This window comes from Lachnospira multipara ATCC 19207, assembly GCF_000424105.1.
GTDB lineage: Bacteria > Bacillota > Clostridia > Lachnospirales > Lachnospiraceae > Lachnospira > Lachnospira multipara.
The window spans coordinates 97,596-111,249 of sequence record NZ_AUJG01000001.1 but is presented as its reverse complement, the minus strand read 5'-3'; the positions used below and the strand labels follow the sequence as shown (position 1 = coordinate 111,249).

Below are 13,654 nucleotides of genomic sequence, written 5' to 3'. Positions count from 1 at the left end.
ACTTTAATACATAACTTCATCATCTACTAATATCACTAACTCTGATTGTGCTCTTGTATAAGCAATATACTTCTCATTCTTAGACATTTTAGTTGGAAGAACAAAGACCTTATCAAATTCTATGCCCTTAACTTGTTCAACTGTCATAAATGATATTATACCCTTACCTGTACTTTCTTCTGATATTCTATTTAATTCTTTCAAATCTTTCTTTGAAAAAACATAATTTTTATCAAGCTTTCTAGAAACTATAATAGCTATTCTAAAATCATCACATGACATAGCTTTAATTGTATCTTTTAATCGTTTTAAATTAAGTTCGCTTACCACTGCACCATCAACACCAGTTTGTTGTACTGACATATCAAAATTCTTATTACAGAATTTAGTAATTTGATTTGTATTTCTATAATTTTCATTGAGCACAAACATATTTGCTTCATATTTGTTTTTTAATTCAGACCAATCCATTATCCCTCTTTCTTTAAATATACATTGATTTATATCTCCATATATATTCAAATATGGTTTTTTCTTGTTCATTGACATAATAAGTTTAATTTCATTTACAGCAAGGTCCTGACCTTCATCAATAGAGATAAACTCATAACTACCATATGTCTTATTAAAGTATTTCTTACATAGATATAAACGTACATATAAATCATATCTATGTAATCCACCCTTTAATTCTACTTTGTTTTCTTCTCTAAACTTTCTGCTTGCCTTTAAGAAAATGTTATTAAATGTTTTCTTAACCTGCCAATCAAGAGACTCTTTATATAGCTTATTTATTCTCTCATATAACTCCTCGCTCTTTTCATTTTCTTTTAGATTAGCTAGTTTATTTGATATTTTCTCTATTCTAGTTTTACAAGCGTTCAACTCCTTAATTCTTCTATCTAACCTTTCACTTAGCTTTTCACAGTCTTTAACTAGTTTTAAAGCGTCTAACATAACAACACATATAGCTGATATTTCATCTAGTGTTTTTGATTCATAGTCATAATTAAGCATTGTTACATATTGTTTTTTTACATTATCTAATTTCTTTAATTCATTACGATTTTCATTAATTTTTTCTTGAATACGCTGTATCTTTCTTGCTCTACCAATATTAAGAAATGCGCTTTTTTCTTTCTCAACTTTGGTGTTTAATTCTGCAATTGTATTATTAATCTTTTCTTCTTCTATTTGATTCTCATTTATTTTCTCAATAATTACATTTTTAATTTTATCTGGTAATTCTTGAATACTTGTTACATATTCTTCATTAGCTTTTAGATAGGCTTCTTCCCTAGCCTTTAAAATTATATTTTCCTGTCTAAGTTTTAAGGTCTCATCTTCAATATTTTGCTTATTAATTTCAATAAGGTTTTTATATCCTTCTACTTTCATCCTGAAATTAAAAGCATATGTAAATTCATTTTCATCATTTAACTCTTTTACTGCTTTTCCAAACTCGACAGATATCTCTTGTAAGTCCAAAAATTTCTTTTTTCTTTTTTCTATCTCCTTTTTATATGCATTGTCTAAATCCTTTAAAAATGTATCTGAATATACATATTCAACGAATTTTGATGATTGTTTCATATCCTCATCAACTTTTTTAATTGCTAAGAAAACAGTGTCATATTTTCCTAAAAAGTACTTATAATACTGTTCAATAGACATTCTCTCAATCCCACTTAACTGCAATTCGTCTGCTATGCCTCTAATATGCAGATTAAAAGTTTCATTAGGTGTTAATATCACGTATTTATCAGCATCTATTTCTGGATGTCTATATATTAAAGAGGAAAGTCTGTGAAGTAAAACCATTGTTTTACCTGAACCTGCACAACCTTGTACAATAATATTTTTAAAGTAAGATTCATCCACAATAGAATTCTGATTTTCTTGTATAGTTGCAATAATATCCACAAGATTTCTTTGTTTCTTTCTTATTGCTAACACATTTCTTAAATATGGATCAGTAATACCTTTCTTAAAAATAATATCCTCATCACTTTTCAAATTATTATAGCCATACAATTTTGCATCATAAATATCAAACTCTCTTGAAAGTTTAATAGAATACTCTATTCCATTTCTTTCCACTTTACGAGTTTGCACATTAACCAATTCTCTACCAAAAGGACTCATAAATGAAATTACTTTTTTCTCACCATTTAATACAACATCTTTTGCTCCTAAATAAAAAACTTTCGAATCGCCATCTTCACTTTCTATCTCAACTCTATATCTATAAGGCTTTGGCATATAACTGTATAATAAATCTAATTCACCCTCATACTTTCTCTTACTATTAGATTTAGCGTATGTTAATGAATCATCATAGCCACCTGAAAATGTAGCATACTGACTTACATAATCATTCTCACTTTTAATATCATCTATACGATTTTCAAGCTCATTTTCTAGACCTTCTAAATGTTTCTTTTCTTCATTAAACACTTCACCAGATGTGATATTATAACTACCATCTAAAACATCAACTACTATTGAAACATCTGGACGTCCAATATTATAGATTGCATCATAATCCAATTGACTAATATAAAACTTCTCACAATCTCTACAATATGAAGCCTCAAAAGCATAGCTCTTCTTTGTATCACCTTTTCTTACAATAAAAAATGCAATTATGCATTCTTCATTAAAATGTGATTCATGATTACAATATGCCCCTTCTGATACAACAACAATATCATTTTCAGTTAGCCAAATTACATCCTCAGAATACTTAACCGTACTTTTCTTTACTTTTCCGTTCTCAACAACAAAATTCAAAATATAGTTCTTTTGATTATCTCTATCTTCCTTATAAGATCTTTGCTTTTGTACTACTAACTCTGGTGGAGTAATTCCTAAATTATGACACTTATCTTGAATGTCTAGAGCTATAGAACGTCTTACAAATATCTTTCTACACTTAGGACAAAGATAAGCATCAAATTCAAGTCTTGCAGTATTCTTTTTATATTCACAAGGTAATTTCATTAGTTTCGTATTATCATCAGAACATGTGGGATTATCTTCTACCCATTCTGATGCAACATATATAATAGAATCTTGATTTAAAACTTCTGGCTTTAGATTCAAATTTATAAATCTATTGGTCTCCTCTAAGGAATATATTCTTACCTCATATCCCATTTTTTCTATATTGTCTTTTACAATAGCTACATCCTTTTCTTTTAAATAAAGCCTTTTGCATTTAGGACATACTAATGGAGCAACTCCATAAACAGACTTACCTTTTTTATATCTAAGATTAATCTTTTCTAAATTCATAGAATGAATTAAACAATAATCAACAGAATTTTCAATTGTAAAAGTTTCAAAGGGAATTAATTCTTTATCCTCATACATTTTAAAATCTTCAATTTCACTATATGGATTATTAGAAAAATCTTCTTGATTATTTTCAATTATATTTTCTAATTCTAGTTCTTCATCAATGCTTACTTCTAAATTAGTCTTTTCAATTTCAGGAAAATCTTCTTCTGAAAAAATTGAATCATCATTTTCTACATCTATTTCTTCAGAAATTTCACTTTCATTAATTTGTGGCGCATAATTTAAAGCAGCACTTAAATCAGGACGAGATAAAATTATCTCTTCCTGTCTTTCTTTTGATAACCCATTAAAATAATTAATAAACTCTTCAGGTATATTATTTACCTCAAAATTATCTATATCCCTTTGTGTGAAAAAAACTAACCCCATAGCAACACCTTACTCTCCTGCATATATTTCAAATGCTCTCTTTAAAGCTAGAAAATGTCTTGGACTATATTTAATAACAACTTCTTCTCCCTCAGGGATTTCCACCTTTATTTCTATCGGTTCATCAGAATCCACTTCAATTTGAGTCTGCATAACTTGATAATATAATCCTGATATAACCTTAGAACAATAATTATATTTAGCTGCACAATTAGGACATAAACTTAATGAATTCCAACCCAAATTAAAACTCTTAGTCATATGCTCTTGTAAATCATTTGCTTTTACTATATTAATAGCTTCAAAATACGAATCTCCATTCCACTTCTTTATTCTTGTTTTACATATCTGACAATATCCCCCATATTCACTTTCCAAGAAAAGTTTTTCTTCTTTATTGGATTCTCTTCTTGTAAATACAACGCCTCTGCCAAGATAGTCCTCATTTTTCATGGAATTCAAAAATTCTTTTTCCAAATTAGCTTCACGCTTTTTTAAGCCTCGTTCTGAAATACTTCTAACTTCAAAATCTGTATCATCATTATAAACATCCCTTTGAGACTTATCTGCTTGTCCTAGTAAACTTTTTAAATCGGATTCCTTTTTTGCTTTTGCATCTCTTTTAGCCTTAGCTTTATTATACGTTTGCAACATTTCTTTTATTTGGCTACCATTATCATTCATAATCATTTCTATAAATTGCTTACTCGTTTCAATATCAATGCCAAATGCCTTAAATGACTGTACTAATAATTCGCTATCTTTTTTAAAAGGTAATACATCAATTATTCTTTTATAACGTGAATATTCATCTGCTATTTCTTCTTTATTAAGTTCTTCAGGTGAATATGTTCTATCTTCATCCTCTTTATATATCCATTTTTCTCTACTAAGAATTAAACCCACTGCTGAATATATTTCCATAGCATCAACATTTCTACCGTCATAATTTCTATCATCAGCTCCAAGCAACCTATCTTTTATTAAAAAATCATTAGTGTGGGCATTTAAAAATTCAAATATTAGTTTTGACTTTTTTTTAGTCATGTTCTTAAACAGCAACTCAAATTGATCATAATATACATTCCAATAATCATTAGAAATATAATTCTTATACAAAATCTTAGTTTGTATTTCTCTCATTTTTCCCGCACCATCATATTGTCTTACTAATCTTAAATAATGTTCTCTATCAATTTCTGTTTTTTTCAGACCTTCAAAACAACCCAATGTTTTAAAAAAATTGTCATCCAAATTTACTTCTAACACAGTATCATCAAAATATTTATTAGATAAATATTTTATATCTTGTAAATCTGATAAAAGCTTATATCCCGTTCTAACATCTGTGGACTTTATATGAAGTTCCTCCGGTCTAAACCACTCATTCCCATCAGTTACAATATAATATTCTTTTATTTTTTCTTTAAGTCCAATATTGTTTTTTAAAGCCTCTTTTATAGTTGCTAAATCGTTTATATTTTCCTTTATGTGATTAGTTGTATTAAAAGATACACTTCCAGAGAGATATTTAGGTAGTATTTTATCTACAACCTCACGTTCTATATTGTATTCAGGAATGTGTAACACTCTATTGTAAAAATTGTAAACAATATCATTATCAAGAAACTTGCTATCAATTCTATATTTAGCTATCTCAGGATTATTTAAATAGACCTGATACTTGCCTTCTTTTTGTGCTGTAATTTGCTCACCTGCGCTTGTTCTGACAAAAGGGATACTTAGCGCATCGATTGAAATTGATTTATTAGCTGTTTTATAGCACATATTCTCTATGGATGAAAATAAATTTTCAAACCAGGATACATTTTTAGTTTTTAAAAATTTAGCATTTAAATTTACTACTAATTCTTTCCAACTACATACTCTAAATTTAAAATTTGCATTCAAATAATCTCTAAAATCTGAATACCTGCTACTAGTTATATCTTTAGCCATCCAATACAATTCTCTATCTCCAAGTAAAGAATGCATATCTTCATCATCAAATACATCTACTATGCTACGCGATTCAGGTACCAAAATTTCTTTTATATTTTTGAATACACCTTCTTTATTGGTTGGTAAAATTCTTTCTCCTGATTGAATAAAATCGACACAATTTACATAAATGTCATAAAACAAATCTTCTTCATCATACTTATATATTGGATAAACTTTATTTAAAACGTCTAGATTTAAATATCCATTATCTTTCATCCAAATAAAAGCAAATTGAATTAATCTAGATAAATTTTTTACAAACATTTTGTTTCTATTTGCTGCTTGTGTTACTGCTATTAAGTTATCTCTTGCTGGTGTTGTATCAAATGGTGCATGAATAATAAAATTTTGATGAGACTCCTTAGCTGTAGGAAAATAAGCATAAATTAAGCTATTTCTTATTTCCTTAATTTCCTTACCATCTACACTAAATAAAATTGTTACAGCTTCTTTTTCCGCATCTGTAAATAATAAATAATTCTTTTCATCCTCTTCATTCTTTTTACCATCTACATTTTCTGTACGAATATTGATATCGAAAACATTTCCACTGCCATCCTTTTGTCTCATTTCCTTATCAACATTAATTTCCTCTTCTGTACCATCTATAACTATATGTATCTCTCTAATATTTTTTAAAATCAATAAGCTATCAGAATTCATTTTCTTCTTTAAACCTTTATGAATTTCTTCATAACAAATTTCTTTAGGTACACTTGCTTTATTAAAAGGCAACACAATTTTAGTTTCTAAGTCATCTAAATTAGGATCTGCTTCCACCTCATAAGGTTTTACATATTCCTCAATTCTAAAATGATAATTAGAAGAATAAATTACTGGTGTTTCTGTATAAGCATATACCGCTTTAAAACCTATTCCAAAGTGTCCAATTTTAGTGCCTTCATCAATGTAATCTTCTGTTTTTGTACTAGCCATCATACCGCAGATACCAATAACATCTTTTTCATTAAATGGGCGACCATCATGTCTAATCTCAAATCTATCCTTGTACAAAATGAATTTAATTTTACTAGCCATTGCATCTTCGGCATTTTGTAAAATTTCAAATAGAAAATGAGTTCTATCACTATATTGGTTTGCAGCCAAAGAAAGAGTATCACTCGCTTTTCTTCCAAAATCTAATATGTTTTCTTTTCTTAATTGCTCATAAAATTCCATAGACAACTCCATAAACCATTATCATTTACTATTCTCAACTCTTAAGATTCCATAACATAATACTTCCGAAAATATATCTGCTTTTTTCTTCTTTTCTTGTAGTTCATCATAAAGAAACTTGTAATCATTCTTTGCCTTATTTATTTTTCCTTCTGTTAATCTTAAATATACTTCACCAGAATTGTTAGAATTTAGTTTTTGATCCTCAAGCATTGCAATACGTGCCATAGTGCTAGTATAAAGACTTGTTTCTCTATACTTAATTCTTTCCTCTGTTTTTGCTTTATTTTTCTCTATTTCATTTTTCCAAATATCATGACTTTTCTCTTCTAATTCTTTCCAATCAAATGATTCTTCATACTCTTCATTATCATCTTCACAATTCTTTAAAAAATCAGCTATTGCATTGTCTAAATCAGAGTTTTCCGATACAACTCTAATCTCAATATCTTTCTTGTCACTAACTATTACCCATTGATATAGAATAAAATGATAAACGCCCTCTTTTATTTCATCAGTTGTTACTTTAATACGACAAAAAGTTTTCTTATTGCTGTCTAAAAATTCTGCTGCCTGTCTAACCATAGGATGAGTTGTATTAATCAAATTAAGATTCATATCCTCTAAACCAGCTTCTGAACTAAAAGTAACCTTCCAAAAAGTCTCTTCACCTTTTAAATACTTCTCATATGCTCTTACTAATTTATTCTTTTTATAATGCCTGCCTTTAAAATCATCTAATAATACTTTTCTTGCTTCCTGTGATAATCTAAGGTTTTTTATATTCTTTTCACCTAAAAGATACTCTGCTGGCTTTTCTAAAATTTCATTTAAAAATTCCTCTACTAAATTTTCAATCATTTCTTGTGATAGCCAATAATTCTTAGCATTATCTAATTTCTTATCAAATTCTGCACTATCTATATTTATTCCAAAAAGTTCCCTTTGTTTTTCTTCTAATTTTTCTTCTTCCTGTATAATACGAACCCTGTTGTCTGTCATTTGCTGTAGGGCGGCTCTTCTTTCTTCGTCTGACATATTAAAATTAGTAGCTATTTTATTTATTTCCTTAGTAACACCACCTAATATATCTTCACAATCACCTATTGATTCTTTAAATACTCCCACTCTTAATAAACATCTATCATATATGTCTGCATCAATTGTTCCTGGAGTTATTAGATTATAAATATTAACTTTCTCACTTGTTTGACCATTTCTATCAATACGACCAATTCTCTGTTCTATTCTCATAGGATTCCAAGGCAAATCATAATTAATCATGCAATCACAAAATTGGTAATCTAATCCTTCTGTACCCACTTCAGAAAATAACATAATATCTATAGCGTTTGAAGAACTAATATCTGTAATTGATGGATCAAATCTTTCTCTTAATTCTAGTCTATCACCATCTTTTACTCCGCCATGAATTAAACCTACTCTGTAGCCATCACTAATTAATCTCTTATAAAGATAATTCAATGTATGTCTAAAGCTACTAAAAATCATTACCTTATTTTTTTCAGATTGCTGTTTCTTTTCGATAATTTGTAGCATTGCATCATATTTAGGATCTTCTTCCGGTAAATTCTTAGCTAAAGTAATAATCTGATTTATTTTTGTATTAATTTCTAAGTCGCTTAAAATTGAAGAATTATCAACAGAATCATAGTCTTCATCAAATTCAATAATTAATTCATTCTCATGCCTTCTTAATAACTCTTCAAGCATGGGAACAAGACCAAATAAGCAACTTGCTACTTGGCGTCGTACAGTTGTCATCATAAACATAGTATTCTCTGTCATATGTATTATTGATAACATTTCATGTATTATTTCCAAAATTGCATCATGTAACATTTTTTGTGCAGATGTAAATTGAATTTCAACTGTTTGCGAATCTCTCGTTGTATAACGTCCAATATCCCTTCTTCTCGTTCTATTAATAACATTTGAAAATGTATGCATATTTTCAACATCTGTGATTAACTTAACGGTATCTTCTATTCTAATTTCATTACTTTTTAATTTTGATATAATGTCCTTTACATCAGGGTTATCACTAAATATTTTTCTTCCCCAAGCGGTATTGCACGCTTTATTTATATTCTCTAGTGCTTCTTCCTGCCAATTATCTCCTCTAGCTCTTATTATTTTTGATGCAGAATTTATAAATACGTTTGGTTCTGACATCTGTTGAAAAGTATTTTTGTCAATCACATAATCTGGTCTTAAAAGTTTTAAAAGTGTATATAAATCCTCTGCTTCAAGCTGTACTGGTGTAGCTGTAAGAAATACTACTGCCTCCGCATTATCTACAAAGGTTTCAACTGCTTTATAAGCATAAGTTTCTGTATTTCTAATATGATGTGCCTCATCAACTATTACTAAATCAAATTTAGGTGGATCAACTTCTAATAATGCTTTTGTCTTTCTTTTATATTCATCTGAACCCTCTACTTTATTTTTATCAAATAAAGAAAAAGGAATAATTGCTTTACTATATTTTTCCGGCCATTCTCCCTCTAAATCCATTTGACTAAGGCAAAACTTAAATTTATCACCATCTATAGGTTCAAATGATTCATCAAATCTTTTCATTTCCAATTCCCACTTACGTTCAGCTATAAGTGGACGCGGACATATAATCAAAACTGAATTGATATTACTTCTTGCCTCAAGTTCTTTTAAAATCAATCCAGCTTCAATTGTTTTTCCAACACCTACGCCATCAGCAATTAATAAACGAGGTCTATCTGAATTTATAAATTTTAAAACAGGTCTAAACTGATGTGGTATTATATTTATTTTTGCACTGTTAAGCGAATAAAGCGAAGAAACCACTGGATTTCTAATTAAAGACGCAGTTATCCTAGCATTAAAGGTATTAAAACCTACATAATCTTTTTTTGACTCTAAATCTATCTTCTCTAATTGGGATTCATAATACGTTTTATCACCATTCTTGGTATAAACTGTATACTTTGTTTCTTTTTGATCTTGAAAGATTCCAATTACAGCACCTTCAATGCTATTATCCGAAATAAGTGTCACCTTATCTCCCATTTTAAAATTTGCCATAAATGCTCCTTAATTAGTGTAAGTTCTAAATTTCAGTATTCTATTATCACGAATTTATATATATTAATTATATAGTTTTTATCCTCACCTTTCAACTTTTGAGGATAATAAGTTTCTAGACAAACATCCGATTCAATAATATTTTCATACAAAACAATTGACAAGTAAACTTGGCAGTTCTATAATCAAACTTGCAAAGAAAACTTGGCATTATGGAGGAGATATTTATGAATAAAGAAGAAATTTTTAAAAAAGCACAAAGGGAAAATATTGATGAAAGAGAGGAAATTGTTAAAGACCATTCTTTACGCTATGCATATGGTGTAATGGCAATGTTAACTGCATTTTTCACATTCCTAAGAAGCCAGAGTGGACAACCTACTACGGACTTAATCATTGTAACTTGTGGATCAGTATGTGCATCTATGGCATACCGTTATTATAAAACTAGAAAGGGAGACGATTTATTTTTTGCTATCTTAATGTTTGTACTTTGTGTTTTGGCGATAATTCGTTTCATTATGGAACATTAATATGGATGATAAATTAGAATTAAAGAATCACGTTAAAGAGGCAAGAGCTGAGCTTGGGCTTTCTCAGGCCGCACTTGCAAAGATGGTGGGTGTTTCAAGAAACACCATTAGCTCCATTGAAACAGGACAATTTAACCCAACTGCAAAACTTGCATTACTTTTATGTATAGCAATGGATAAAAAATTCGAGGACCTATTCTATTTCTAGAATTAGGTCCTCATTTGCTGTTTATCTTTGATTAGAATTCAATTGTTTCTGGTTCTTTAGTAAATGAACAAAATGTAGCTTTTGCATTTTTAAAATATAACATCTGCATGTTATCATCATCTGCACTATACATTTTCTTAAGACTAGGCATTGCTTCAAGCATTGCTTCCTTTACTTCTTTTGAATCGTCATTTACTAATTCTCCACAAACTCTAATCCATTCGCCGCCCTTAAAAGCTGTAAGTTCTACCTTAGGATTAGCTGCAATCTGCTTTGAAACGTCCTTAACCTTACCTGTCTGGATATAAAGCTTATCATTACATAATAAAGCTGTTCCAAAAGGACGCACTCTTGGCTGATCACCTTCTACTGTTGCTAAATAATAAGTCTTTGCTTCTGTTAGAAATTGGCATACTCTCTCGATATTCTGCATATTGGTTTATCTCCCTTTCTAAAGTAAAATTTATTGTGTGCATTTAGATTGTACTTAACTATATATATAATAGTACCGTTATTTTTAGAACACAAGGGATACTAAAATAATTTAGATTTTATTAAGACTATTCCTCCTCCATAAATAGCACCCCAAGTGTTCCTGGACCACAATGACTTGAGATTACACTTCCTGCTCTTGTGACAAGTATCTCATCAAATCTATTTAGGGCTTCTAGTTTCTCCCTTACCTTAGCAATCAGCTCTTTATCACAACCTGAATGTGTAATAAATACTCTATCCTTCTTTGCCTTAGCTAGCTCTTCTTCTAGGTCTGCTACATATTTTAAAATTGCAGAATCGATGCTACCTCTGTATTTTTTACTAGCGATCATCTTTCCATTTTCCACAATTATCTTTGGATGGAGCTTAAGTAAGCCCCCTGCTATAGCTGCTACGCTTGAGCATCTGCCACCTCTTTGAAGATAAACTAGAGTGTCGATTACGAAACTTGCTCTTACACGATGTCGCATTTTTTCAATTTCATTCACGATAGTTTCGGCAGATTCGCCATTTTTAGCCATAATAGCAGCCTCCACTACAAGATGCCCCACACCTGTTGAAAGATTCATAGAGTCTATGACATGTATCTTATCTTCCTTTTCTAACTCTTCTGCTGCGATACGCATAACATTGGCAGTTGTGGACATATCCTCAGAAATTGCAAAGGCAATTATTTCCTCTCCGGCATCAATATATTTTCTAAAAAGATTGATTGCCTCCCCAATTCCTACTGCGGAAGTCTTAGGAGTTTCCTTATGTTCATCGGACCACACATAGATTTCATCAGGGCTTATGTTGACACCATCAATATACTCCTTATCACCCATAACCACATGGAGTGGCAAAATGTCAATGTCGTATTTATTCAAAAGTTCTTCAGATAAATCGCAAGTGCTATCAGAAATAATTTTTATCATGTTTTTCCTCCGTTTCATTAAACCTGTATATAATTTTAGACTGCAAATCATGCAATGTAAAGCTATTGGCAAAGCTAAGTAATAGATGTAAACTTAACTTACTAAATAAGATAAGTATAAGAAGGAGATACTATTATGGCTAAAGCAGATTTGGTAACTTGTTCATTTTCTATAAATCGTGATTTATACAATCAATATAAAAGTATTATCGTAAGAAATGGTGGAAATGTAAAGGGTGATTTAATTAGGTATATGCAGAATGTAATAGCGCAGGATATACCTAATAAAGAAACTATCGAAGCAATGGATGAGGTGAAAATGATGAAAGCTCATCCAGAGAATTATAAAGGTTATACTGATATTGATGCTATGATGGAGGACTTATTAAAGTGAAATATACGGTAAAGCCTACCAATAAATTTCAAAAAAATTTTTAGTGATTTTATATTTTTGACAGCGAACACGGTTATATAAATAAGGGCATATCGAATATTTGATATGCCCTAAGTATTTATAATTCAATTGCTAAAATTTTATTTTTCTGTTATCCAGCCCTTTTGATATAAATTCTTCTAATTCATCTGTACAAATCTCAATTAAGTATCAATTTCCAACTTATCAAAAAATTTGTTACTTTATCCCTATTAAGATTGTGGACCCACTGAGTCCATAAAGTCTTGCCTCTGCCTTTGACATAAACAAGCCATCGTCGGTTCTAATAAGCCTTACGTCTTTATATCCCACGGCCTTTAGCTTCTTTGCAAAAGCCTCCATGTTGCCAAATCGCCTCTTTGTCATAATATCATGAATCACAAAAGTTCCGCCTTTTTTTAGAGTTCGTAGGCTTTCAAGTAGGAGTTCCTGCTTATTAATTCCTGTGATGTTGTGGTATACGTAATTGCTAACGATTGCATCAAAACGACCATCCTCATAGAGAAGTCTCACGGCATTGCCTTCACTAAAGCAAGTGTTTGAAACTCCCTCTATTTTTGCATTTTCTTCACATAATGCTTTTGAAAATGCAGCATATTCCCTACCCCATCTATCAACTCCGACAATATTGGCCTCGGGATTATTCTTCGCCACTGCAATTGAAAGAGCGCCGCTACCGCAGCCAACATCTAAGATGTCACCCTTGATGTCCTTTAGGTAACTTGCTGTACCCTCGATGATTTGCCTTGATAGCTGTCTTTTGCCGTCATAGGAAAATGCCCTATAAAGTAAAATGCTCCAGCAAGTCGCCCCCAAAAGAATCAAGGTCACTATGGCAAAAATTATAGTCAACGCCTTCATCTCCTTTATATAACCCTCATAGGTTAAATATGCCGAAATCAAGGACGCTGCAAAGCTGGAAAAAATAAGATTTTTAGGCATCCAATTCTCGTAATTAGCCTTCATAAGCCTACCCCCCTAAGAAAAATCTGTTATATAGCGGATTACCCTGTCCGCATTTTTCTCTAAAAATTTATCTATTAAGCTAATTATAGCATTAAATGGACGGA

General features: G+C 30.3%; 9 protein-coding genes. 3 read left to right on the top strand and 6 right to left on the bottom strand.

Annotated features, from left to right (window positions below; genetic code table 11):
* Positions 1-3: 3 nt before the first annotated feature.
* The 3 genes from G600_RS0100505 to G600_RS13325 are packed head-to-tail and all read right to left on the bottom strand — an operon-like array spanning position 4 to position 9,999.
* Positions 4-3,732: a helicase domain-containing protein gene (locus tag G600_RS0100505; RefSeq protein ID WP_027430179.1), complete on the bottom strand. Its 3,729-nt coding sequence runs from the start codon at positions 3,730-3,732 to the stop codon at positions 4-6.
* A gap of 9 nt (positions 3,733-3,741) precedes the next feature.
* Positions 3,742-6,915 carry a sacsin N-terminal ATP-binding-like domain-containing protein gene (locus G600_RS0100500; RefSeq protein WP_027430178.1) on the bottom strand — a complete coding sequence of 1,058 codons (3,174 nt, stop codon included), beginning with the start codon at positions 6,913-6,915 and terminating at the stop codon, positions 3,742-3,744.
* Positions 6,916-6,936: 21 nt separating this feature from the next.
* The gene (locus tag G600_RS13325; protein WP_051195289.1) at positions 6,937-9,999 is read right to left on the bottom strand and encodes a DEAD/DEAH box helicase; all 3,063 of its coding nucleotides are present in this window, start codon (positions 9,997-9,999) and stop codon (positions 6,937-6,939) included.
* A 227-nt stretch (positions 10,000-10,226) separates the two neighbouring features.
* Here G600_RS13325 and G600_RS0100490 point away from each other — a divergent pair, with 227 nt between their 5' ends.
* Together G600_RS0100490 and G600_RS0100485 are read left to right on the top strand one after the other, a co-directional pair.
* Positions 10,227-10,532 carry a DUF6442 family protein gene (locus G600_RS0100490; protein WP_027430177.1) on the top strand — a complete coding sequence of 102 codons (306 nt, stop codon included), beginning with the start codon at positions 10,227-10,229 and terminating at the stop codon, positions 10,530-10,532.
* Between the two features lies 1 nt (position 10,533).
* On the top strand, positions 10,534-10,740 hold the full coding sequence (locus G600_RS0100485; protein ID WP_027430176.1) for a helix-turn-helix transcriptional regulator: 207 nt from the start codon (positions 10,534-10,536) through the stop codon (positions 10,738-10,740).
* 31 nt (positions 10,741-10,771) lie between these two features.
* On the opposite strand, the gene G600_RS0100480 is transcribed toward G600_RS0100485, so the two are convergent.
* Complete coding sequence (locus G600_RS0100480) at positions 10,772-11,164, bottom strand: pyridoxamine 5'-phosphate oxidase family protein (protein ID WP_027430175.1); 393 nt, start codon at positions 11,162-11,164, stop codon at positions 10,772-10,774.
* 136 nt (positions 11,165-11,300) lie between these two features.
* Positions 11,301-12,152, bottom strand: a complete 852-nt coding sequence (locus G600_RS0100475) for a DegV family protein (protein WP_027430174.1) — start codon at positions 12,150-12,152, stop codon at positions 11,301-11,303.
* Between the two features lie 135 nt (positions 12,153-12,287).
* Here G600_RS0100475 and G600_RS0100470 point away from each other — a divergent pair, with 135 nt between their 5' ends.
* Positions 12,288-12,545, top strand: coding sequence for a hypothetical protein (locus G600_RS0100470; RefSeq protein WP_027430173.1), 258 nt, complete (start codon positions 12,288-12,290; stop codon positions 12,543-12,545).
* A gap of 237 nt (positions 12,546-12,782) precedes the next feature.
* Here the strand turns inward: G600_RS0100470 and G600_RS0100465 are convergent, their stop codons facing one another.
* Positions 12,783-13,550: a class I SAM-dependent methyltransferase gene (locus G600_RS0100465; RefSeq protein ID WP_027430172.1), complete on the bottom strand. Its 768-nt coding sequence runs from the start codon at positions 13,548-13,550 to the stop codon at positions 12,783-12,785.
* Between the last annotated feature and the right edge of the window lie 104 nt (positions 13,551-13,654).